The sequence below is a fragment of the Arthrobacter sp. JDC6 genome, from assembly GCF_056484025.1.
The window spans coordinates 2,681,843-2,705,608 of the sequence record NZ_CM151278.1 but is presented as its reverse complement, the minus strand read 5'-3'; the positions used below and the strand labels follow the sequence as shown (position 1 = coordinate 2,705,608).

17 protein-coding genes are annotated in these 23,766 nt (G+C 67.7%); 10 read left to right on the top strand and 7 right to left on the bottom strand.

The features are described 5' to 3' along the window. Window positions 1–91: 91 nt before the first annotated feature. From sucB to ACV095_RS12585, 3 genes are all read right to left on the bottom strand, one after another. Complete coding sequence (gene sucB / locus ACV095_RS12595; protein ID WP_223994771.1) at window positions 92–1,843, bottom strand: 2-oxoglutarate dehydrogenase, E2 component, dihydrolipoamide succinyltransferase; 1,752 nt, start codon at window positions 1,841–1,843, stop codon at window positions 92–94. Between the two features lie 114 nt (window positions 1,844–1,957). Next, window positions 1,958–3,340: a dihydrolipoyl dehydrogenase gene (gene lpdA / locus ACV095_RS12590; RefSeq protein WP_018769672.1), complete on the bottom strand. Its 1,383-nt coding sequence runs from the start codon at window positions 3,338–3,340 to the stop codon at window positions 1,958–1,960. 268 nt (window positions 3,341–3,608) lie between these two features. Continuing rightward, window positions 3,609–5,132 carry a leucyl aminopeptidase gene (locus ACV095_RS12585; protein ID WP_478222016.1) on the bottom strand — a complete coding sequence of 508 codons (1,524 nt, stop codon included), beginning with the start codon at window positions 5,130–5,132 and terminating at the stop codon, window positions 3,609–3,611. Window positions 5,133–5,388: 256 nt separating this feature from the next. Between ACV095_RS12585 and ACV095_RS12580 the strand changes: the two genes are divergently transcribed. The 4 genes from ACV095_RS12580 (at window position 5,389) to ACV095_RS12565 (ending at window position 10,713) form a co-directional block, all read left to right on the top strand. Further along, on the top strand, window positions 5,389–6,327 hold the full coding sequence (locus tag ACV095_RS12580; protein ID WP_018769674.1) for a proteasome assembly chaperone family protein: 939 nt from the start codon (window positions 5,389–5,391) through the stop codon (window positions 6,325–6,327). Between the two features lie 51 nt (window positions 6,328–6,378). Beyond that, entirely contained in the window at window positions 6,379–7,725 is a 1,347-nt protein-coding gene (locus tag ACV095_RS12575; RefSeq protein ID WP_134164382.1) for an MFS transporter, read from the top strand. Between the two features lie 107 nt (window positions 7,726–7,832). Beyond that, window positions 7,833–9,083 carry a DUF4192 domain-containing protein gene (locus ACV095_RS12570; protein WP_478222015.1) on the top strand — a complete coding sequence of 417 codons (1,251 nt, stop codon included), beginning with the start codon at window positions 7,833–7,835 and terminating at the stop codon, window positions 9,081–9,083. Window positions 9,084–9,396: 313 nt separating this feature from the next. Beyond that, a complete protein-coding gene (locus tag ACV095_RS12565) occupies window positions 9,397–10,713 on the top strand; it encodes an RNA polymerase sigma factor (protein ID WP_018769677.1) in 1,317 nt (438 codons plus the stop codon). Between the two features lie 182 nt (window positions 10,714–10,895). On the opposite strand, the gene ACV095_RS12560 is transcribed toward ACV095_RS12565, so the two are convergent. Continuing rightward, entirely contained in the window at window positions 10,896–11,117 is a 222-nt protein-coding gene (locus ACV095_RS12560) for a DUF7455 domain-containing protein (RefSeq protein WP_018769678.1), read from the bottom strand. Window positions 11,118–11,373: 256 nt separating this feature from the next. Here ACV095_RS12560 and ACV095_RS12555 point away from each other — a divergent pair, with 256 nt between their 5' ends. Further along, complete coding sequence (locus ACV095_RS12555) at window positions 11,374–13,482, top strand: DNA gyrase/topoisomerase IV subunit B (RefSeq protein WP_056389822.1); 2,109 nt, start codon at window positions 11,374–11,376, stop codon at window positions 13,480–13,482. A 90-nt stretch (window positions 13,483–13,572) separates the two neighbouring features. Here the strand turns inward: ACV095_RS12555 and ACV095_RS12550 are convergent, their stop codons facing one another. Further along, window positions 13,573–14,565: a M56 family metallopeptidase gene (locus ACV095_RS12550; protein ID WP_026265832.1), complete on the bottom strand. Its 993-nt coding sequence runs from the start codon at window positions 14,563–14,565 to the stop codon at window positions 13,573–13,575. A 6-nt stretch (window positions 14,566–14,571) separates the two neighbouring features. After that, the gene (locus ACV095_RS12545; RefSeq protein ID WP_018769682.1) at window positions 14,572–14,955 is read right to left on the bottom strand and encodes a BlaI/MecI/CopY family transcriptional regulator; all 384 of its coding nucleotides are present in this window, start codon (window positions 14,953–14,955) and stop codon (window positions 14,572–14,574) included. Between the two features lie 263 nt (window positions 14,956–15,218). Here ACV095_RS12545 and ACV095_RS12540 point away from each other — a divergent pair, with 263 nt between their 5' ends. From ACV095_RS12540 to cydD, 3 genes are read left to right on the top strand one after another with little or no spacing between them, the layout of a single operon-like run. Continuing rightward, window positions 15,219–16,823: a cytochrome ubiquinol oxidase subunit I gene (locus tag ACV095_RS12540; RefSeq protein ID WP_478222014.1), complete on the top strand. Its 1,605-nt coding sequence runs from the start codon at window positions 15,219–15,221 to the stop codon at window positions 16,821–16,823. 27 nt (window positions 16,824–16,850) lie between these two features. Continuing rightward, window positions 16,851–17,900, top strand: coding sequence for a cytochrome d ubiquinol oxidase subunit II (gene cydB / locus ACV095_RS12535; RefSeq protein WP_018769684.1), 1,050 nt, complete (start codon window positions 16,851–16,853; stop codon window positions 17,898–17,900). A 1-nt stretch (window position 17,901) separates the two neighbouring features. Continuing rightward, window positions 17,902–21,351, top strand: coding sequence for a thiol reductant ABC exporter subunit CydD (cydD, locus tag ACV095_RS12530; protein WP_478222013.1), 3,450 nt, complete (start codon window positions 17,902–17,904; stop codon window positions 21,349–21,351). 30 nt (window positions 21,352–21,381) lie between these two features. On the opposite strand, the gene ACV095_RS12525 is transcribed toward cydD, so the two are convergent. Beyond that, a complete protein-coding gene (locus ACV095_RS12525) occupies window positions 21,382–21,900 on the bottom strand; it encodes a DinB family protein (RefSeq protein WP_018769686.1) in 519 nt (172 codons plus the stop codon). A gap of 67 nt (window positions 21,901–21,967) precedes the next feature. Here ACV095_RS12525 and ACV095_RS12520 point away from each other — a divergent pair, with 67 nt between their 5' ends. Next, a complete protein-coding gene (locus ACV095_RS12520; protein WP_478222012.1) occupies window positions 21,968–22,948 on the top strand; it encodes an ABC transporter ATP-binding protein in 981 nt (326 codons plus the stop codon). Next, complete coding sequence (locus ACV095_RS12515) at window positions 22,938–23,738, top strand: ABC transporter permease subunit (RefSeq protein ID WP_478222011.1); 801 nt, start codon at window positions 22,938–22,940, stop codon at window positions 23,736–23,738. The genes ACV095_RS12520 and ACV095_RS12515 overlap by 11 nt, the downstream gene beginning before the upstream one ends. The last annotated feature ends 28 nt before the right edge of the window (window positions 23,739–23,766 follow it).

Below are 23,766 nucleotides of genomic sequence, written 5' to 3'. Positions count from 1 at the left end.
GCGGCTGCGTTGGTTAAACCGCGACGGCGGTGCCGGCTGCGGGAGGTTTCCCACCCATGCCGGCACCGCCGTTGTCGTATTGCTGCGGAGGCTAGAGCCCCAGGTCCGCTTCGAAAGCGCCTTCTTCGAGGCGTGCCTTCAGGGTCTGGAGGAACCGGCCGGCGTCGGCACCGTCCACCAGGCGGTGGTCGTACGTAAGGGACAGGTACATCATGGAGCGGATGGCGATCGAGTCGTCGCCGTTTTCGTCAGCAACCACGACGGGCCGCTTGACGATGGCGCCGGTGCCCAGGATGCCCACCTGCGGCTGGTTGATGATCGGGGTGTCGAACAGCGCGCCCACCGAGCCGATGTTGGTGATGCTGAACGTGCCGCCGGACAGTTCGTCCGGGCCGATCTTGCCGTCGCGGGTGCGGGAGGCAACGTCGGCGATCTTGCCGGCGAGGCCGGCAAGGTTCAGGTTGCCGGCGTCTGCGATGACCGGAACCAGCAGGCCCTTGTCAGTGTCGACGGCGATCGCCAGGTGTTCGGCGTTGTGGTAGGTGATTTCCTGCTTGTCCTCGTCGTAGGCAGCGTTGAGCTTGGGGTGCTGCTTGAGGGCCTCGGCCACGGCCTTGGCGATGAAGGGCAGGAACGTCAGCTTGGTGCCGTTCTGGGCCTGGAAAGAGTTCTTGGCCCTGGCGCGCAGCTTGGCGACCTTGGTCATGTCCACCTCGTGGACCTGGGTGAGCTGGGTGGAGATCTCCAGGGACTCGCGCATGCGCCGGGCAATGACCTGGCGGATGCGGGGAGCCTTCTGGGTGGTGCCGCGAAGCGAGGAGGCAGCTCCAGCCGATGCGGCCGGTGCGGATGCGGCAGGGGTTGCGGCCGGTGCGGCAGCGGGAGCCGCCTTGGCTTCAGCGGCGGCGATGACATCCTGCTTGCGGATGCGGCCGCCGACGCCGGTGCCGGACAGTGAAGTGATGTCCACCCCGTGCTGGTTGGCCAGCTTGCGGACCAGGGGAGTGACGTAGCCGGATTCGGACCCGTTGGCCGGTGCGGCCTCCTGGGCTGCAGGGACTGCAGCGGGAGCGGGGGCTGCCTTGGGCGCTTCCTGGGCGGGTGCCGGAGCAGCGGGGGCCGGGGCGGCAGCCGGAGCTTCCTGCTGGGGGGCTTCCTGCCGGGGAGCCTCGGCGGGGGCCGGTGCAGCTTGGGGAGCCGGAGCAGCGGCAGCGCCGGAGCCGATGACGGCCAGCACGGAACCGACTTCAGCGGTCTCGTCCTCATTGACCCGGATTTCCTGCAGCGTGCCGGCAACCGGGGACGGGATCTCGGTGTCCACCTTGTCCGTGGAGACTTCCAGCAGGGGCTCGTCGACCTCCACCTGGTCGCCAACGGCCTTGAGCCATCGGGTGACAGTGCCTTCGGTGACGCTTTCGCCCAGTGCGGGGAGGGTTACTTCATGGCTTTCGCCGCCGCCTGCGGCCGGTGCCTCCGGTGCGGAAGGTGCCTGGGCCGGGGCTTCAGGAGCGGGTGCCTCGGTGGAAGGCGCCTCCGCAGGAGCGGGAGCTTCCTGGGCCGGTGTCGCAGCGGGAGCTTCCCCGGCTGGGGCGGAACCGCCGCCGGAGCCGTCACCAATGCGTACCAGGGGTGCGCCCACCTCGGCGGTCTCGTCTTCAGCGACCAGGATTTCTTCAATCACGCCAGCTACAGGAGAGGGGATTTCAGTGTCTACTTTGTCGGTGGAGACTTCGAGCAGCGGCTCGTCCACCTCTACCCGGTCACCTACCTGCTTGAGCCAGCGGGTGACGGTTCCTTCGGTGACACTCTCACCGAGGGCGGGCAAGTTAACGGATTCAGACATGTCGTCCCCGTTCTCCTTATTGATCTTTAGTGCGAATGATTGCTGCCTTGTTGGAAGCCTAGTGCACCCGGTCTGGACGACCGGGTGCACCGGGCCTGGTAATGCTGCGGAAAACTAGCCGTGCAGCGGCTTGCCGGCCAGTGCCAGGTGCGCTTCGCCGAGGGCTTCGTTCTGGGTGGGGTGGGCGTGCACCAGCTGGGCCACGTCCTCCGGGTAGGCTTCCCAGTTCACGATCAGCTGGGCCTCGCCAACCTGCTCGCCCATGCGTGCGCCGATCATGTGGACGCCCACCACGGGGCCGTCCTTCTGGCGGACCAGCTTGACCAGGCCGGAGGTACCCAGGATGGAGCTCTTGCCGTTGCCGGCCAGGTTGTATTCCTGGGTCTGCACCTGGTCTTCGCCGAACTTTTCCTTGGCAGCCTTTTCGGTGTAACCAACGGTGGCGATTTCGGGGTCGGAGTAGGTGACCTTGGGGATGTTGATGTCCTCGACCACCACGGGCTTCAGGCCGGCAATTTCCTCGGCCACGAAAATGCCCTGCTGGTAGCCGCGGTGGGCCAGCTGCACGCCGGGGACGATGTCGCCTACGGCGTAGATGTTGCCCACGCCGGTGTGCAGGCGCTCGTTGGTGATGACGAAGCCGCGGTCGATGGTGACGCCGGCCTCCTCGTAGCCCAGGTTGGCGGTGACGGGGCCGCGGCCGACGGCGACCAGCAGCAGGTCGGCTTCGAAGGTCTTGCCGTCCACCAGGGTGACCTTGACGCCGTCGTCATTCTGCTCAACGCCCTGGAAGAAGACGCCGGTGGAGAACTTGATGCCGCGCTTCTTGAAGGCGCGCTCGAAGTTCTTGACGATCGTTGCGTCCTCGTTGGGAACGAGGGAGGGCAGGCCTTCGACGATGGTGACGTCCACGCCGAACGACTTCCAGACCGAGGCGAACTCGACGCCGATGACGCCGCCGCCCAGGATGATGGCGCTCTTGGGGATGAAGTCCATGGTCAAGGCCTGGTCGGAGGTGATGACCTTGCCGCCGATTTCCAGGCCGGGAAGGGTGCGCGAGTAGGAACCGGTGGCCAGGACGATGTTCTTGCCCTTGTACGCGGTGCCGTTCACCACGACGGTGTCGGTGCCCTGCAGCTTGCCTTCACCCTCGATGACGGTGATGCCCTTGGACTTGATGAGTCCCTGCAGTCCCTTGAACTTGCCGGCGATGATGCCGTCCTTGTACGCGTTGACGGCGTTGATGTCGATGCCGTCCAGGGTGACGTTCACGCCGTACTTGGCGGAGTCACGGGCGTGGTCGGCCAGCTCTGCGGAGTGCAGCAGGGCCTTGGTGGGAATGCAGCCGTTGTGGAGGCAGGTGCCGCCCAGCTTGCCCTTCTCCACGAGGCCGACGGTGAGGCCGAGCTGTACCGCACGCAGCGCCGCAGCGTATCCGCCGCTGCCGCCACCGAGTACCAGGATGTCGAATTCTTGCGCAGTTGCCTGATCGGCCACTAAAACGCTCCCTCGCGTGAACGATGACGCGTTCTGCGCGCATCATCTGGTCTTGGAACTTGCACTGCCGTGATTATGTCAGCAGGGCAACTCTCTTGCATTTGTGACTACCGTGGTTCACCTTAGCGAACCACCTATCCATGCTCCACCTTGGCGCTGCGTTTGTGGAGCGCTTGTGTCCAGTGTCACGCGGCCCTGTGGCACAGCAATCACTGCACCGCAGGGCCGCGCGGCACGGGGCCTGGAGCCCGTGACCCAGGCAGTTTGCTCAGGCCGCGGCCAGGATGTCCTCCACGTAGGCAACCAGGGTACGGACAGTGCATCCGGTGCCCTGCTTGTGGGTGTAGCCGTAGGGGCTGCCGTTATTAAAGGACGGCCCCGCAATATCGATGTGCGCCCAGGGGATCTGTTCGCCCGCTTTGTCCTTACCCACGAATTCGCGAAGGAACACAGCAGCGGTCATCATGCCGCCGTGGCGTTCGCCAATGTTGGCCAGGTCCGCCACCTGGGAATCCAGGCTGGGGCGCAGCTCCTCCGGCAGGGGCATGGGCCAGACCAGTTCGCCGGCACGGTCGGCCGCCGCCTTGAGGGCGCCCGTGACGCTTTCCGAGCCCATGACACCGGCAGTGCGGTTGCCGAGGGCGATGAGCTGCGCGCCGGTCAGCGTGGCCACGTCGATGATGGCGTCCGGGTATTCGCGGCTGGCTGCAACGATGCCGTCCGCCATGACCAGGCGGCCTTCGGCGTCGGTGTTGAGGACTTCAACCGTCTTGCCGCCGAACATGGTCAGCACATCGGCCGGGCGCGACGCGCCGCCGCCCGGCATGTTCTCCGCGATGCACAGCCAGGCGGTCGCCTTCACGGGCAGGCCCAGGCCGGCAAGGGCCAAAACAGTATTAAGTACGACGGCGGCGCCCGCCATGTCGCTCTTCATGTCGCCCATGTTCAGGGCCGGCTTGAGGGAGATGCCGCCGGTGTCGAACGTGATCCCCTTGCCGACCAGCGCAACCTTGGTGGTGGCCTTGGCGGGGGAGTACTCCACCTTAACCAGCCGGGGCTGGCGGGTGGAGCCCTTGCCCACGCCCATGATGCCGCCGAAGCCTTCCTTCTCAAGCCGCTTCTCGTCCCAGACGGTGACCTTGACGGGGAGGCCCTTGGCAAGGTCCTTGGCGGCCTCGGCGAAGGACTCCGGGTAAAGGTGGCTCGGCGGCGTGTTGACCAGTGAGCGGGTCGCGTTGACGGCTTTGGCCACCAGTCCTGCCCGCTTCAGTGCGGCGCCCAGGTCCGTGCTGCCTGCCAGTTCCGTGAAGATGACGGCATTGCGGACGGGATCCTTGAGCCCGTCCGTGGAAGACCGGAACTCGGTGAAGGCGTAGGCGCCCAGCGCGGCCCCCTCGGCGACGGCCGAGACATCCTGCACCGTCGCCGTCGGGAACGCCAGGGTTACGGTGGCGAGGCCGGCCAGCTGCCGGACCGCGGATCCCGCTGCCCGGCGGAGTGCCTCACCGGTGAGCGGTGTGCCTTCCGGCACCTTTCCCACTCCGGCGAGGACCAGGATGCCGGCGCCGGTTTCGGGCAGTCCCGGGAGGCGGACCAGCTGGTCCGCCGCGCCGGTAACTCCGAGTGCCTTGAGGGAGTCAGCCAGGGCCTCCGCGGACTTCGCCGTCAGCGGGTTGTCCAGCAGGACGGGCCCGTCGCTTCCCTGCCCCACCCCGATCACCACGGCATCGCTGGGGTTCCTCTTAAGGTCCCGCGAGACGGTACTAAGGTTGACTTCAGTATTCTTGACCACAGGGATGAGTCCTCAATTCTCGAAACGATCGGGCAGGGATGCATGTTGGGCGCTCTGCCATGGTGGCCCGGATCCGGCCGTTCTGGACGGTGCCCGGGTGGTTGCAAGCCCGCCTGGCAGGCCAGTTCCGATCGTAGCCGTTCCCCTGCGGAGCGACAGAATTTCCTGAGATGTGCGCCACACCGCGGCCCGGAATGCCGGGTGCCCCTGCGGCGTTATGAATGATGTCCACCCGTACCCCTGAAAGGAACACGCCGTGCTTGAACGGATTTCCGGCTCCCTGCTGGACCCCGACGCGCTCTATGCCAGCAACATCGAGCTGTTCCACAGCCCGGAGCTGCAGGGGCTGAACCTGGTCATGGGTTTCACCGGGTTCGCCGACGCCGGCCATGTGGTGAAGCAGATCAACGCCGAACTGCTGGACACCCTCGACGCCCAGCCCGTGGCGGTCTTCGATGCGGACCAGTTGATTGACTACAGGTCCCGCCGGCCGCACCTGAGTTTCGTGGAAGACCACATCCAGGACTACCAGGAGCCCCGGCTGGCCCTCTACCGACTGGTGGACGGGCTGGGGAAGCCATTCCTCCTCCTGGCCGGCTTCGAACCTGACCTGCAATGGGAACGGTTTGCCCGTGCCGTGGTGAACATCGTGGAAAAGCTGGACGTCAACCTGGTCACATGGATCCACTCCATCCCCATGCCCGTGCCGCACACCCGGCCCGTGGGCGTGACGGTACACGGGAACCGGCCTGAGCTGATCGAGGGCATCTCCGTGTGGAAGCCCACCGTTGAAGTTCCCGCCGCTGTTGGCCACATCCTGGAGCTGCGCCTCGTGGAGGCGGGCCGCAATGTTGCCGGCTACGTCATCCACGTCCCGCACTACCTCGCCGAGGCCGAGTACCCCACCGCCGCCGTCGCCGGCCTGGAATACCTTGGCGCCGCAACGTCCCTGATGCTGCCCACCGACCGGCTCCGTGAGTCCGGGCGCGAGGTCAGCCGGCAGATTGCCCAGCAGATCGAGGCGTCCGAGGAGGTCCAGCAGGTGGTCTCCCGCCTCGAGACACGCTACGACGAGAAGGCCGACGGCATCGTCCGCCGGTCGCTCCTGGCCAACGAGAACGACGAGCTTCCCGACGCCGACGACCTGGGTGCCGCCGTGGAGGCCTACCTGGCCAGGGAGAACCCGGGGCAGTAGCGGGACGTCACGGCTTCCGGGCTGCGGGCGCGCGCCGGGCATAATGAACTGGTGACTGCTCCCCGCGCCTGGCTTATCTGGACCATTGGAATTTTCGGGTACCTGGTGGCCGTGGCGCAGCGGACCTCCTTCGGCGTGGTGGGGCTCGAGGCCACGGAGCGGTTCCACGCCACCGCGTCCGCCATCTCCTTCTTCACCGTCCTGCAGCTGCTGGTGTACGCCGGGCTCCAGATCCCGGTGGGCCTGCTGGTGGACAGGTTCGGCTCCCGTGCCATGATCGCAGGCGGCGCTGTCCTGATGGGACTCGGACAGGTGCAGCTGGCCTTCGCCGAGAGCATCCCCGGGGGAGTCCTTGGCCGTGTCCTGGTGGGCGCCGGCGACGCCATGACCTTTATCTCGGTGATCAGGCTCATCCCGCTGTGGTTCGCCCCCGCCCGCGTCCCCCTGGTCACGCAGTTGACCGGCATGTCCGGCCAGTTGGGTCAGCTGTTCAGTGTCCTGCCCTTCGCGCTGGTCCTGCACCTGTCCGGCTGGACCCCCGCTTTCCTGATGCTGGCAGGAATGTCCGCACTCGCCGTCGTGCTGGTACTCCTGCTCCTGCAGGATGTCCCACCGGGGACCGAACGGCCGCACGCCCGGCAGGGACTCAAGGCCACCGGCGCCTCACTGGCCCGTGCCTGGAGCCAGCCCGGAACCCGGCTGGGAATGTGGAGCCACTTCACCATCCAGTTCAGTGGCACCGTCTTTGCCATGACGTGGGGCTACCCGTTCCTGATCTCGGGCCAGGGCCTGGACGCAGCCACCGTCGCAGCGCTGATGGCCCTGTACGTTGCCGCAGCCATGGCAGTGGGCCCGTTCATCGGGCGCTTCGTTTCGCGCCATCCACTGCGCCGTTCCACCATGGTGCTGCTGATCGCCGGCGCCACCGCCACGGCATGGGCCGCGGTGCTGCTGCTGCCCGGGCGCGCTCCGCTGTGGCTGCTGGCAGGCCTGGTGGTGGTGCTCGCAATCGGCGGCCCCGGTTCCATGATCGGCTTCGACTTCGCGCGGACCTTCAACCCCGCGCACCGGATCGGCACTGCCACCGGCATTGTCAACGTTGGTGGCTTCATCGCTGCCCTGGTCTCCATCTTCCTGATTGGCCTTGTGCTCGACGTCCTGAACGCCACCGGGTTTTCACAGGGGGTGCTCTACGGCCTGGCACCCTTCCGGCTGGCTTTGAGCGTCCAGTTCCTGCTCCTGGGGATTGGTGCCGCAGCCATCCTGGCCTCCCGCCGGAAGGTCCGCCGGCAAATGGCCGCCCAGGGCATCGTGGTTCCGCCGCTGCGCAGCGCCATCGCCCGGCAGCGCCGTGAAAGCCTGGCCCGCCGCCGCCAGCCGACGCCCACGGACGACTGAGCCACTCCCGTTCGCGGGGTCCCCGCACTCTTCCTCCACGGCACCGGTTACCCACATAGCCGGACGGGCCACTGCCCGCGCCCCCGCCGGCGGCGAATGCTGGAGCCATGACAGGTTCAGAACGATTAATAGTGCGCGGCCCGGAAGACATCCTTGGCTTCATTCCGCATTCGCTCGGGTACTGGCCAGCTGCCAGCCTGGTGGCCATGACGCTGCACGGCACCACGCTCGGAGCCACACTCCGGCTTGACCTTCCGGGCCCGGCGAACCAGGCCGACCCCGCCGCGTTTGCCCGTGCCGTCCGGCGCTACCTTGAATCAGACCAGGACGCTGACGGCTCTTTGCTGGCTGTCTTCACCAGCGACGCCGGAATGGGACCGCCATCCGCCTACGAGCTCCTGGTCGACACGGTGCGACGTGCGCTGGACCAGGCCGGGATGCCTGTCCGCGATGCCTGGTTGGTGGGCGATGAGTACTGGCGGGACGCCCTGTGCAGCGACGCCTCCTGCTGCCCGCTTCCGGGACGTCCCGTGCAGGAGATCAGGGACAGCATGCTGAATACGGAGATGGTGTACCGGGGCAGCAGCATTGGACCCGCGCCACGAGCGGGGAGCCAGCCGGAAGCCCCGGTCCCTGCCATGCACCTGGCGGCCGTCCTTGAGGCACAGGCCGGCTGGGAGGACGAGCTCGGCGGGCAGTCCCGCAGCAGGGCACAGTTCAACGCGGTGCTTGACTTCTGGGAGTTGCTGCTGGAGCGGAGCCATGACGGGCAGTGGATTCCGGACGTTGAACGGGACGCCTTCCTGCGCGCCACGCTGCTCGTTCCCACCTGGCGCGACGCCCTGCTCGTGATGGCTGCGGCGGGACGGGCCGCCGCGGAGGCAGGCGCAGAACAGTTCGGCGTCCTTTCCGAGGACGGGGGCGACGTTTCCGCAGTGGCGCTGCCGTTGCTGCCTCCGCCGGGATTCGCCGGCCGGCAGCAGCGCCGGGCGGGCGGTGCCGCTTCCGGCGCTGTTCCTGCCGGCTATGGCGAGGTCCTCATGGGCCTGGCGCCGGCCGCGCCGGACTGGGCCGGACTGGACGCGCTGGACCGGATTCTGGGGCACCTGGCAGTGTTGGGCGGACACCCGGCCGCCGCAGCGCTCACGCTCCGAGGATGGGTGGCCTGGTCCCGGGGACGCGGCTCCTACGCGGCTGCCCACTTGGGCCGGGCGCTTGAGCTTGAACCGGAGTACCGGCTTGCCCAGCTCCTGCTGGATATCGTGGGCAGGGGGACGCTTTGTGGCTGGGCCGCCCGGAAGGAGGCGGCCTGGCAAAAGTTCCCGAAGGATCCTGCTGGGGAGAAGGAGACGCTGTGAGCCGGACCCGAGCGTCGTGAAGCCGGCCGGACATGCCCCGGCCGGGCCGGGCCCGCCGGGGCAGCCGTAACGGATGGCGGCAGGGGAGGTTGGATCCGGGCAAATCGTGAGACAATGGATGCCGAGACCCGGTTGGGTCCGTGTATCGAGTGCTTGTAAGCGTCCCCGCAAGGGAACATTACAGCCACTCCGGGAGTTGTCTTAAGTGACTCTGCCGGCCGTGGTGGTGCTTGGTTTCCACCACGGACTTGACAGGGTCATAGTGGTGTTGCCCGTATGGTGATTCCACAGACCACCGCTAGAAAGGTTTTCTGTGACCCCGTCTTCCACGAAGAAGGATTCCGCCGCCCAGGATGTCTTGTCCCCTGAGGAGAAGCAGGCCGCGACCAATGCCAAGCGGGCAGCTACGCGGGCAGCCAACAAGGCTTCGGCCGGCGAGGCTGCAGGCGACAGCAAGCGCGAGCCCAAGAAGCGTGGGCCCAAGCCCGGCGCCAAGGCCGCAGCCGAGGCTGCGGGAAAGTCCGCCGCCGGTGACGTTGACCCGGACGAGGTCGAAGACGTCGAGGAAGACCTCGACGACATCGTCCTCGAAGGTCCGGACGCAGCAGAGGACGTCGACGCCGACCCCGTCAAGGGTGCCGCCGGCAGCGGCAAGGGCTTCGTCTACTCCGATGCAGACGACGACGACGCGCCCGTGCAGCAGGTTATGTCTGCCGGCGCCACGGCCGACCCCGTCAAGGACTACCTGAAGCAGATCGGTAAGGTGGCGCTGCTCAATGCGGAGCAGGAAGTCGACCTTGCGCTGCGGATCGAGGCCGGGCTGTTCGCCGAGGAAAAGATCGCCGCGGACGACGGCTCCATGGATCCGAAGTACAAGCGTGAACTCGAATTCATCATCCACGACGGCAAGCGCGCCAAGAACCACCTGCTGGAAGCCAACCTCCGCCTGGTGGTCTCGCTGGCCAAGCGCTACACCGGCCGCGGCATGCTGTTCCTGGACCTGATCCAGGAAGGCAACCTTGGCCTGATCCGCGCCGTGGAGAAGTTCGACTACACCAAGGGCTTCAAGTTCTCCACCTACGCCACCTGGTGGATCCGCCAGGCCATCACCCGCGCCATGGCCGACCAGGCCCGCACCATCCGTATCCCGGTGCACATGGTCGAGGTCATCAACAAGCTGGCACGTGTACAGCGCCAGATGCTGCAGGACCTGGGCCGCGAACCCACGCCCGAAGAACTGGCACTGGAACTGGACATGACGCCGGAAAAGGTGGTCGAGGTCCAGAAGTACGGCCGCGAGCCGATTTCGCTGCACACCCCCCTGGGTGAGGACGGCGATTCCGAATTCGGCGACCTGATCGAGGACTCGGAAGCCGTTGTTCCGGCTGACGCTGTGAGCTTCACCCTCCTGCAGGAACAGCTGCACTCCGTCCTGGACACCCTTTCCGAACGCGAGGCCGGCGTGGTTGCCATGCGCTTTGGCCTGACTGACGGACAGCCGAAGACTTTAGACGAAATCGGAAAGGTCTACGGCGTCACCCGCGAGCGGATCCGCCAGATCGAGTCGAAGACCATGTCCAAGCTCCGGCACCCCTCCCGGTCGCAGGTGCTGCGGGACTACCTGGACTAACCTCTTCCGCACGACAAAACAGGGGCCGTTCGGGAACCCACTGCACGGTGGGTTCCCGAACGGCCCCTGTTTGTTTAGGAGCTCCCTCCGTGCGGCTAAAGGCCTGCGGGGCCCGTTAAACGCCTGCGGGGCCTTTCCGTGGTGGAAAGGCCCCGCAGGGTTCGTTGTTACCGATGCCTCATCTAGTCGATTTCCACGGCAGCTTTCTCGTGAAGCTTTCCCGTCTCGTCGTGCCAGCCGGAGCTCAACGGTTTGAGCGTCGCCTCCACTGCACGGGCGTGGTGGCCGCAGAACAACAGCTCACCGCCGGAGGACTCGAGTACAACCCGGACATATGCCTGAGCTCCGCAACGGTCGCACCGGTCGAGTGCGTTTAGTGTGCGGTCTGCCACTGCTGTTGTCATGTCGGCCTCCTTAGTAGATCAGTACATCTATATAACCAGTATTCGTATCCGATCCATCGCAAGGATGGGGCAAGTTCGCTGTCCGCGTATCCGCAAGGTTAGGTCAAGAATTGCCCAGTTCCGCGGATCACGGAGGCTGGTGGCGCGGCGCACAAGGCGCTGCGGGTGTGGCAGACGGCTGTCGCCGCTGCCGCCGACTACCCTAGAAGGTGCGGTCCCAGCGCCGCTTCCACGTCCCTGAAGGAGTTCATCACCAGTGGCACCAAGCTCTGAGTACACCGCCCGGCACCTTTCCGTACTGGAGGGCCTCGAAGCCGTCCGCAAGCGTCCGGGCATGTACATCGGCTCAACGGACTCGCGCGGCCTCATGCACTGCCTCTGGGAGATCATCGACAACTCCGTGGATGAGGCGCTTGCCGGGTTCGGCCACGACATCCGCATCATCCTCCACGCGGACAACTCTGTGGAGATCCACGACGACGGCCGCGGCATCCCCATCGACAAGGAACCCAAGACGGGGCTCACCGGCGTCGAAGTGGTGTTCACCAAGCTGCACGCCGGCGGCAAGTTCGGCGGCGGCTCCTATACCGCCTCCGGCGGCCTGCACGGCGTTGGAGCGTCAGTGGTCAACGCTCTCTCGTCGCGCCTGGACGTCGAGGTGGACCGCGGCGGCAAGACCTACCGGATGTCCTTCCGGCGCGGCGAGCCCGGACGCTTTAAGGACACCGGGTCCCGCCCGGACCCCGCAGCGCCGTTCACTCCGTTCGTCGATGACTCGGTACTGGACATTGTGGGCAAGGCCAAGCGCGGAGTCACCGGGACCCGGATCCGCTACTGGGCGGACCGGCAGATCTTTACCCCGGATGCCAAGTTCTCCTACGAGGACCTTGCTGCCCGCGCACGCCAGACCTCCTTCCTGGTGCCCGGCCTCAAGCTCACCGTGCGGGATGAGCGCAAGCTCCCCGGAACCCCGGGGGAAGCCGGCCCGCACGAGGAGGTCTTCCACCACGACGGCGGCATCTCCGAATTCGCCGAGTTCCTGGCCGCGGACCCGGCGGTGACCGACGTGTGGCGGCTGCATGGATCCGGGAAGTTCAAGGAGACCGTCCCGGTCCTTGACGAACGGGGGCACAGCCAGCTGGCCGAGGTCGAACGTGACTGCGAAGTGGACGTGGCACTGCGCTGGGGCATCGGCTACGACAGCACCGTGCGAAGCTTCGTCAACATCATCGCGACCCCCAAGGGCGGCACGCACCAGTCAGGGTTTGAGCAGGCGCTGGTCAAGACTTTCCGGAAAGCCGTGGAAACCAATGCCCGCAAACTCAAGGCCGGCAACGACAAGATCGAAAAGGACGACATCTTCGCCGGCTTGACCGCGGTCCTGACCGTACGGCTCGCCGAACCACAGTTCGAGGGCCAAACCAAGGAGATCCTGGGCACCAGCGCCGTGCGCGCCATCGTGGCCCGGGTGGTGGAGCGGGAGATCTCCGCCAAACTGTCCTCCAGCAACCGGAACGACAAGGCCCAGTCGGCCCTGCTGCTGGAAAAAATCGTCAACGAGATGAAGTCCCGCATCTCGGCCCGCGTGCACAAGGAGACCCAACGGCGCAAGAACGCGCTGGAAACGTCCTCGATGCCCACCAAGCTCGCTGACTGCCGGACGGACGACGTCGAACGTTCCGAACTGTTCATCGTGGAAGGCGACTCCGCGCTGGGCACCGCCAAGCTGGCCCGGTCCTCCGACTTCCAGGCCCTGCTGCCCATCCGCGGCAAGATCCTCAACGTGCAGAAGGCATCGGTGGGGGACATGCTCTCCAATGCCGAATGTGCAGCGCTCATCCAGGTGGTGGGCGCGGGGTCCGGCCGCAGCTTCGACATCAATGCCGCCCGGTACGGCAAGGTGATCCTCATGACTGACGCCGACGTTGACGGCGCCCACATCCGGACCCTGCTGCTGACCCTGTTCTTCCGCTACATGCGGCCCATGATCGTGGAGGGAAGGGTGTTTGCCGCGGTTCCGCCGCTGCACCGGGTGGAGGTCATCAACGCCGGCCAGAAGGCCAACGAGATGATCTACACCTACTCCGAGGCCGAACTGCACGTCCTGCTGGCCCGCCTGGCCAAGGAGGGCAAGCGGTACAAGGAGCCGATCCAGCGGTACAAGGGCCTTGGGGAGATGGACGCCGAGCAGCTGGCGGAGACCACTATGGACCCGCGGCACCGCACCCTGCGCAAGGTGGGGATCGAAAACGCGCAGCAGGCAGAGGAGATCTTCGACCTGCTGATGGGCTCCGACGTCTCCCCGCGCAAGGACTTCATCATCGCCGGCGCGTCCAGCCTGGACCGGGAGCGCATCGACGCCTGACCGGGCGCAGGGTCGCCGGGCGCTGGGATGGGTTCGGCGATCCCGGGGCTTTGACAAGCCCACCCGCCGGGTTGAAGCGCGACGGCGGCGTCAGCCCAGCAGCCCCGGAACCACCAGCAGTGCCGTAGGCAGCGCCAGCAGCAGGACGGACCCGGCCAACACGGCGCTGCGGACGGCCGCAGGAAGCTGGGGCTGGGGGGTCAGGAGGCGGCTGACCCGGGAGGCCGCGGTCCTGACCGCGTCCGAGCCCGGTCCGCCCGACGCCGACTCCAGCCCGGACAGGGCCAACGAGGGCGAGGACGGGCGGATGTCGCCGGCGCCCGCGTTTCCGGTCGACCCGCTGGCAACGATGGCTATCGCCTTGATGAGGGTGGCCTTGCTCTCCGTCCGCAGTGCGACGTCGTCGGCCAGCATCTCGATCAGGGAGTTGACCGATTCCTGTGCAAGCCGGGTGGTGGGCAGCCACGGGAGGGCCTGCCGCCAGGCGGCAAAGGCCCAGAGCAGCAGGTGGTGCCGCTGGCTGAGGTGCGCGTTCTCGTGAATCAGGACGGCCCGCAGCTCGTCCGGTTCGAGGGCGGCCATCAGGCCGTCCGACAGCACGGTCACGGAGCGGGCGCCCCCCGGGAGGCAGTACGCGACGGGGGAGTCGTGGCTGATCACCAGCGTCCCGGCATCCTGGGCCGATGGGGAGGCCAACAGTGCGAGCAGTTCACGGTGCCGGCGCCGCTGCCGCTGGATCTTGTAGTACGTCAGCAGCAGCGTGAACACCAGGTGGGCCGTCAGCAGGGCAGCAGTGGACAGTGCGAAGATATGCCAAAAGCCCAACGCCGTGGTGGGGGCATTGAACAGCACCATTCCCGCCAGCGCGCGAAGCCCTGCGATGAGGTTGTCACCGATTGGTTCCAGGCCATAGACCAGCATGGCGCCGATCATGGAGAGTCCACCCGCGAGCGCGATCGCCTGCCACAGCAGCATGGCCGTGAACGGCGACCTTGCCGGCCATTGGGCCCGTGACAGGAGAATTGGCACCGGCCAGGCCAGGATTATCGCCAGGACCGCCAGCAGGTATGAGGCCCAGAACATGGTGTGCTAGAGGTGGCCCAGCAGTTTACGCAGCGTCTCGGCTTCACCTTCGGAAACGGACCCGATGAAGCGGGCCAGGACGGCCTCGCGGTCCGGGGCTGATCCGAGGACCTCATGCATGAGTTCGGCGGTGTGGTCCGCACGGCTGGACACGGCCTGGTACCGGTGCGGGCGGGTTCCGCGTTCGCGTTCCACCAGCCCCTTCTTTTCCAGGCGGGAGAGTACGGTGAGCACCGTGGTGACGGCCAGTTCCTTGCCTTCGTGGCCCGGTCCGCCCTGCGCCGCGGACGTGCGCGCCAGCTGATCCCTCAGGGTATTGGCCGTAGCCGCTTCCTGGCCCGCCCAGAGCAGGTCCATGACTGCCCGTTCCAGTTCACCAAGACTAGCCATTTCACTTTTCCTTTTGTTTCCCCGCACCGCGCATTCTAAGGCGCCCGGTGACGTCGCGCGGTTGTTCAACTACATAACCAAATCTACCCCGAAAACCGCCCGGGTTCTACATCGGGTAGAACATGTGGCGCGCCGGCCCCTGCCGCGCCATGCTAGGGGAGGGCGATTGGTTTTCGCCCGCCACTGCCAATGTTCTACACTTTGTAGAAGTTACAGTTCTACAAAGCGTAGAAAACTACATTGGCTAAACAGTAGGGACTGCCATGGACGCCTTGGAAATCGCACGCTGGCAATTCGGCATCACCACCGTCTACCACTTCATGATGGTGCCGCTGACCATTGGCCTGGGCCTGGTGGTGGCCGTCATCCAGACCGCCTGGTACCGCACCGGCAAACCCGAGTACCTGCGCATGACCAAGTTCTGGGGAAAGCTGTTCCTCATCAACTTCATCATGGGCGTGGCCACCGGAATCGTGCAGGAATTCCAGTTCGGCATGGCCTGGAGCGAGTACAGCCGGTTCGTGGGTGACGTCTTCGGAGCCCCGCTGGCCCTCGAGGCCCTCCTTGCCTTCTTCGTCGAGTCCACCTTCCTGGGACTGTGGATCTTTGGCTGGAAGCAGCTAAAGCCCGCCATCCACCTTGCCTGCCTCTGGGTGGCCGTTATTGGATCGGCCCTCTCCGCCTACTTCATCATCGTGGCCAACAGCTGGATGCAGCACCCAGTAGGGGTGGAAATGATCAACGGCCGGCCCGTCATGACCGACGCGTGGGCCGTCTTCACCAACAACACCGCGCTCGTGGCCGTCCCGCACACCCTGTTCGGCGCCCTGGCCGTGGCCGGCGGCTTCCTCCTGGGCATCGCCTGGTACCACCTGTGGCGGAGGCGGCACGACGGCGTTGACACGGTGGGTGCCGACGGCAAGGTCATCCCCGGTGAAGACGTCCGCATCCCCGGCCGTGACCGTACAGACCACAGCGTATGGATCCGGTCCCTGCGGATCGGCGCCGTGGTGGCCATGATCTCCTTCGCCGGCACCGCGGTCACCGGCGACCTGCAGGGCAAGCTGATGTTCCAGCAGCAGCCCATGAAGATGGCCGCCGCGGAGGCGGCCTGCCACGACGGCACCGGTTTCTCCGTCCTGAGCGTCGGAAACGTGGGGTCCAGGAACTGCGACGACGTCGTGGCCGTCATCGAGGTTCCGGGCATCCTGTCCTTCCTTGCCAAGGGCGACTTCACCACCGAGGTCAAGGGCGTCAACAGCCTGCTGCCCGAGTACAAGGCCAACTACGGGACCAACCTGCCGGACAACCCCATCTACGGTGAGCGGGCCGGCCAGGAAATCGAATACGTGCCCGTCATGGAAGTCACCTACTGGGGATTCCGGATGATGATCGGATTTGGCGGACTCGCCGCCCTGGCAGCATTGGTGGCGCTGTGGTTCACCCGCAAGGGGACCGTGCCGGAGTCGCACTGGATGATGCGGCTGGCAGTCTTTGGCATCCTGGCCCCCTTCGGCGCCAATGCCGCCGGCTGGATCTTCACCGAGATGGGCCGCCAGCCGTTCGTCGTGGCGCCCAACCCGGATCCCAGCGGCATCGACCAGGTGTTCATGTTTACCGCCGCCGCCGTATCGCCGGGTGTCTCCGCAGGGGAACTGATCGCCTCGCTGGTGGCCCTGACGGCCGTCTACGCAGTCCTGCTGGTGGTGGAGGTGAAGCTGCTGGTCAAGTACATCCGCGGCGGCGTGGTCTCCGCGATGCCCGAACTGGTCCACGCGCCGGTGGACGAGAACGAGGACGCCACCCCGGGACCCGGCGGCCCCGGGGACGCGAAACACGCAGACGACGTCCTGGCCTTCGCCTACTAGCCCGAAACCAAGCAGAGGAAACAAACAATGGAACTGCTTCCCACCATGTGGTTCATCGCCATCGCGGTGCTGTGGACCGGCTACCTCTTCCTGGAGGGCTTCGACCTGGGCGTGGGGATGCTGATGAAGCTCTTCGCCCGCGACAACACCGAGCGCAGGGTGCTGCTGAACACGATCGGACCCGTCTGGGACGGCAATGAGGTATGGCTGCTGACCGCCGGCGGCGCCACCTTCGCAGCCTTCCCGCTCTGGTACGCGTCGCTGTTCTCCGCGCTCTATCTCCCGCTGCTGGTCGTCCTGCTGGCACTGATCTTCCGGGCGGTGGCGTTCGAATACCGCGGCAAGGTGGACACGGACAGCTGGCGGAACCGGTGGGACTGGGCCATCGCGCTGGGTTCCTTCTTTGCCGCCTTCGGCGTGGGCGCCGCACTGGCCCTCACCACCACCGGCCTTCCGCTGAACGCCAACGGCGACCGCGAAGGCGGCCCCATGGCCTGGTTCAGCGGCTACGCCCTGCTGGGCGGTATCGCCGTGGTGGGGTTCGCGCTGCTCCACGCGCTGGCGTTCCTCGCCCTCAAGACCGACGGGGAGGTACGGCACCGCGCCCGCCAGTGGTTCGTTCGGCTCCTGCCGGCCCTGCTCCTGCCCATCGCGGCGTGGGCCCTGGCCATCCAGTTCATGGACGGCAAACCCTGGACCTGGGCCGCCGTCGTCCTGGCCGTTGCTGCGGCCGTTACTGCCTGGCTGCTGGCCCGGAAGGGCTCCGAAGGCCGGTCCTTCCTGGCCCTGGGCGCCTTCCTGGTTCTGGGCACGGCGTCCATTTTCGGGGCCGTGTTCCCGGTGGTGCTGCCCTCCACGCTGGACAGCGCGTTTGACCTCACCATCTCCAACGCCTCCTCCTCGGACTACACCCTGGGACTGATGAGCATTGTGGCAGCCTTTGGCCTTCCCCTGGTGATCGCCTACCAGGCCTGGACCTACTGGGTCTTCCGCCGCCGCGTCAGCGCCGCCCACATCCCGGAAGCCCACAGCTTCCTCCCGGCGGTGGCCGCCAGGGCGTTCACCACCAAGGGCTGACGTGCGGCCAACCTTTCCCGCCGGTCCGGCCACCCGTTCAGCAATCTACTGGCTGGGCGTCCTGGCCGCGCTCAAGGCGCTTTCCCTGGTGCTGATCGGCCAGGCCGTGGCCTCCGTCCTGGCCGGACTCGTGGCCGGAAACCCGGACTGGGCAACCCAGCTCGCCGCCGGGCTCGCCGGCGTCGTCCTCCGCTCCCTGAGCGTCTGGGGCCAGGCCGTCGCGGGCCGCCGGGCGGCGCTGGGGGTCAAGGAAGAACTCCGGGCAGAACTGCTGGGGCGTGCCCTGCGCACGGGCGTCCGGTCCTCCGGGCCGGGTGACGGCGGCCTGGCGGTGCTGGCCACCCGCGGCCTGGACGCCCTGGACAGCTACTACACCCAGTTCCTTCCCGCGCTGGTCAACTGCGCCGCCGTGCCGCTGCTGCTGGGGGCACGGATCCTCTTCGCGGACTGGGTGAGCGCGCTGGTCATTGTGCTCACGGTGCCCCTGATCCCGCTGTTCATGGTGCTGATCGGCCGGTACACCGAGGACAGCGTCCGCCAGGCCCAGGCGTCGCTGGCCCGGCTGTCCGCACACATGCTGGAGCTCGCCAAGGGCCTGCCGGTCCTGGTGGGACTGGGCAGGGCAACCGCCCAGCGCAAGGCCCTCGAAGAAATCTCCGAAGAGTACCGCTCCCGCACCATGGGCACCCTGCGGACCGCGTTCCTGTCCGCCCTGGCCCTGGAGCTCATTGCCACCATCTCAGTCGCCGTGGTGGCGGTCTTCATCGGCGTCCGGCTGGTCCACGGCGGCATGCCGCTGGAGGCCGGCCTGCTGGCGCTGCTCCTGGCACCGGACTGCTACCTTCCGCTGCGGGAACTGGGCACCGCCCACCACGCCAGCGACGACGGCCGGGTGGCACTCGCGGAAACAGCCGCCGTGACCGGCGCGGCCGAAGCGATACCCCTGCCGGCGGCCAGGGCCGGCAGGCCCGGTGCCCCACTCGAGGTCACCGGACTCACGGTGACCTACGCCGGCCGGTCCGGAGCCGCCGTCGGCCCCCTCACCTTCACCGCCCCCCAGGATCGGATCACCGCCCTGGACGGACCCAGCGGTGCCGGCAAGAGCACTGTCCTGGGCGTACTGGCCGGAACCATCGGCGCCGGTGACGGGACGGGCATCACCGGATCCATCAGCGGCCTGGACCGCAGTTCCGTAGCCTGGGTGCCGCAGCATCCCGTCATGGTGGCCGGAACCGTGCTGGAGGAGGTGCTGCTGTACCTCTCGCCGGACCCCACCCATGCCCCCGACCGCTTTACCGGCGAAGAGACTGCCCGCCGCTGCCTGGAGAGGGCCGGAGCCGCCCACCTTGCAGCGAAGCACCAGGCGGAGCTAAGCCCGGGCGAGCTGCGCCGCGTGGCACTGGCCCGCGGACTGGCCAGGATCGAGGCCGGTGCCACCCTCCTGCTGCTGGACGAGCCCACGGCACACCTGGATGACGCCTCCGCACTCATTGTGGAGGAGGCCATCCGGCGGCTCCGCGGCCAGGCCACCGTGATCCTGGTGGCCCACAACCAGCGCACCCGCCGGCTCGCAGACCTGCTGGTGCCCGTCGTGCCGGCGGTCCGGGCTGCCGCAGCACCGCACCACGGCGGCGGCGCGACCGGCATCCTGCCCGGCCCCGGCGGAAGCGGCTCCACCCAACCCGGCTCTGCCGACGCCGCTTCCGCCGGCAATGACAGCGCACGCGTTGACGACGCGGCGGAAGCGGGCACCAGCGGGTCCGTCAGCCCAAGCGTTCGCGCTACCCCAGGCGCGGCCCGCCTCCTGGCGGCCCTCCTGGCGCCGGTGCGGGGCAGGTTCGCCGCCGCTGCTGTCGTGGGCACCCTGGCGGCCGTCTTCGCCGTCGCGCTTTCCGGCCTTTCCGGCTGGCTCATCATCCGGGCCAGCGAGCAGCCGCCCATTCTCTACCTGCTGACAGCGATCGTCGGCGTCCGGTTCTTCGGCATCGGCCGGGCCGTTTTCCGCTACTGGGAGCGGCTGCTGCTGCATGATGCCGTCTTCGCCGCGCTCACCCGCCTGCGCGGCCGGCTCTGGGAATCTCTGAGCCGCAGGGCGCTGTCGCTGCGCCGGCTCCTGCAGGGCGGCAACGTGCTGGGGACGGTCATCGACGATGTGGACACGGTCCGCGACCTCCTTCCACGCGTTGTCCTGCCACCCCTCACGGCGCTCGCGGTTTCCGTCCTGGCCGTGGCTGCCACCGGCGTGCTGGTGCCGGCGGCCCTTCCCGCAGTGGCCGGCGCGGCCATCAGCGGCCTGCTGCTGGCACCCGCGGCCGCCCTGTGGGGAGACCGCAAATCCGCCAACGCCGAGCAGTCCCTGCGCTCCGGGGTCCTGCGCCGCGTGACGGCAGCCCTGGACGCCAGGGCGGAACTGCACGCAAACGGCGTGGCAGCCCGTGTGCTTGAGGCGCTGCTGGCGGAGGACCGCGACGCCACGCGCGCATCCCAGCGCTCAGCCTGGGCCGACGGGCTGGGACACGCTGTTGCCACCGCCGCCTGCGGCACCGCCGCACTGGCCGCCGCATGGCTGGCGGCTCCCGGGGTCCTTGCGGCCCAGGTTGCCCCGGCCACGGCAGCCGTGGTGGTCCTCCTGCTGCTGGCACTGGTGGAACCCTACGCAGCGATGACGACGGCGGTCCGCCAGTTCCCCGCGCTCCGTGCCGTGATGCGCCGGGTGGGGGAGTCGGGCGCCCTTGACGGCCGCCTCGACGTGTCTGCTGGGCTGCAGTCCGTTCCCGGCCGCGCCGGCGGCACTCCGGGCCTTGAACTGGTGGACCTGGCCGCGGCCTGGCCCGGAGACGTCCCGGTCTTCTCCGGCGTGTTCGCGGTGGCAGGTCCCGGGCGCTGGCTGGCGGTCACCGGACCATCGGGGTCGGGAAAGTCCACCCTGCTCTCGGTGCTGCTTGGCTTCCTGCCGCCGGCCGCGGGACGGGCGCTGGTCACCGGCCGGGCGGCGTGGTGTCCGCAGGAGGCACACCTGTTCGACTCCACCATCCGCGGCAACCTCATGCTGGGCCGGCCGTCCGGGAACGGTGCACCAACCCTGGCGGACGACGAGCTGGAGTCTGTCCTGGCCGCCGTCGGACTTGCCGGCCTGGTGGCCCGGCTGCCGGCGGGCCTGGACACCCGGATCGGTCCCGGCGGTGCCTTCCTGAGCGGCGGCGAGCGCCAGCGGCTGGCCGTGGCGCGGACCCTGCTGACCGGTGCGGAGGTGATCCTGCTGGATGAGCCCACTGCCCACCTGGACGCCGAATCGGCGGCAGCCATGCTGGCGGACCTTCGCACGGGACTCCGGGACCGCACCGTGGTGCTGGTTACCCACAATCCCGCTGACATCAGGGCCGGCGACGCCAGGCTGGATCTTTCGGCCTTCGCCGGACAACCCCGGGAATCGTTGGCCGCTTCCCGCTAGGGCGGGACGGTCCCCGGCGTGCCTGCGCCTTTAGCCGCTGACGTCGTGAAGGTGGTGGACGACGTCGTGCAGGAAGTACTGGGACAGCGTGAGGACGGTGAACTGCGAGCCATTGCTGCGCAGCCCCTTGCGTCCCCAGTCGTCCTCATGGACTCCGGCGAAGGACTCGGCGGCCTGATGTCCTTCCGCCGCCAGTTCGCGGCCCACCTCGGCCGGATCGGCGTTGGCGTAGTCCTTCTCGATGGCGGTCCGGTCCTGGTCCCAATCCTCGAAGCGGGCGTCATCCTCTGCCAGCATCAGGTTCAGCCGCTGGTCGAACAGCGCGAAAACGTCCCGCACATGGCACGCGTACTCCAGCGCGGACCAGGTGTGGTCATCGGGGCGCTGCGCCGCGTCCGGCCGGCGCAGGACGGCGAGCCACCGGGGGATCAGGCTTTCGATGCTTCCCGGTACCGTTGCCGGGGTGGCGCTGGAAGCGTCGAAATGGCATTCCGGGCAGGGACGGGACAGGACCCAGGTCCAGTCCTTTTCATCAGGAACGATAGGCATGGGAGCAGTCTAAGCGGTGGGCCGAAAGACTCTGGGACCCGTGCAGCGCCCGGCATAGCCTTGCCGCATGAGCCCGGAAGAGCGCGGGGGTGCGGAAAGCGGTGCCGAAAGCATGGTGCGGCTGGCGGGCCTGACCAAGCGGTTCGGCCGCAACACTGCGCTCGACGGCGTGACACTCACCATTGGGCCGGGCGAGGTGTTCGGCTACCTGGGCCCCAACGGGGCAGGCAAGACCACCACCATCCGGCTCCTGATGGGGCTGCTGCGGCCTACCTCCGGTACAGCGTCGGTGCTGGGACTGGACGCCTGGCGGCAGTCCCGGGACGTCCACCGCCTGGTGGGCTACGTGCCAGGTGAGCCGGCGCTTTACGACCGCCTCACCGGCAGCCAGCACGTGGCCTACTGCGCCCACCTCCGGCACCGGGACGACGGCAAACGGGCGGCCGAGGTGGCGGCCCGGCTGGAGCTGGACCTGGGCCGGCCCGCACGCACTTTGTCCCGCGGCAACCGCCAGAAGCTCGCCGTGGTCCTGGCGGTGATGTCGCGGCCGCGGCTACTGGTGCTGGACGAGCCGACCAGCGGAATCGACCCGCTGGTGCAGCAGGTTTTCCATTCCATCCTGCGTGAACATACTGCCGAGGGCGGCTCCGCCTTGTTTTCCTCCCACGTGCTGGGCGAGGTGGAGCGCGTGGCAGACCGCATCGGGGTGGTGCGCCAGGGACAGCTGGTGGCGGTGGAGCGGCTGCAGGACCTCGCCGCACGTTCACTGCACCGGGTCCGGGCCCGCTTCGCGGCGGAGGTGTCCGCGGCGGAGTTCGCCGGCGTGCCCGGCGTGCGGGACCTGCTGGCGGATGGGACCACGTTGAGCTGCAATGCGCCGCAGGCGGCCCTGGATGCGCTGCTGAAGCTGGTCAGCGCCCGGGAGGTGGTGGACTTCGAATGCTCTGAAGCGCCGCTGGAAGAGACGTTCCTGAGCTACTACGGAATGGACGGACCCGGCAGCGCCAGCCTCGCCGGCGCGGGAACGGCGGCGCGCCATGCTGGCTAACGTCCTGCTGAAGACGCTCCGGGACCAGGGCAGGCTGCTGGTGGCGTGGGCCGTCTCCCTGGCACTCATCGTGGCAACGTACGCGGCCGTTTGGCCCGCGGTGAAGTCACAGCCCTCCATCAGCAGCTTCATCGAGCAGATGCCGGAGGCGTTCCGCTCGCTTTTCGCCACCTCCAGCGCCGACATGTCCACTCCCACCGGATACATCCAGGTGGAGCTGCTGTCCTTCATGGGGCCGATTGCGGTGCTGATCTATGCCATCAGTTCCGGCGCGGGCGCCATCGGCGGGGAAGAGGACCGGCACACGATGGACCTGCTGCTTTCCAACCCCGTGGGGCGGGGCCGGGTGGTGGTGGACAAGTTCCTGGCCATGGTGCTGGGCACCTTCCTGCTGGCCGCCGTGCTGGGAATATCGCTGGTGCTGGAGGGCAGCATGGTGGACCTGGTCCTTCCGGCCGGCAAGGTGGCTGCCGCCATGCTGCATTTAGCGCTGCTGGGCGTCGTTTTCGGTACCGTTGCCCTTGCCCTTTCAGCAGGGACCGGACGGACCGGCCTCAGCCGGGGTGTTCCGGCCGTGCTGGCCGTCCTCGCCTACATCGTCAACGCCCTCGCGCCGCTGGTGGATGCCTTCGACCGCATCCAGAAGGTGTCGCCGTTCTTCCAGTACGTTGCCCACGACCCCCTGCGGCAGGGCGTGGCCTGGGACAGCGTGCTGGTGTCCGCTGCCACCGTTGCCGTGCTGCTGGGGCTTGCCGTCGCCGGCTTCCGGCGCAGGGACATAGCGGGCTGAGCGCCGGACGCGCGGCATCGCCCGTGGC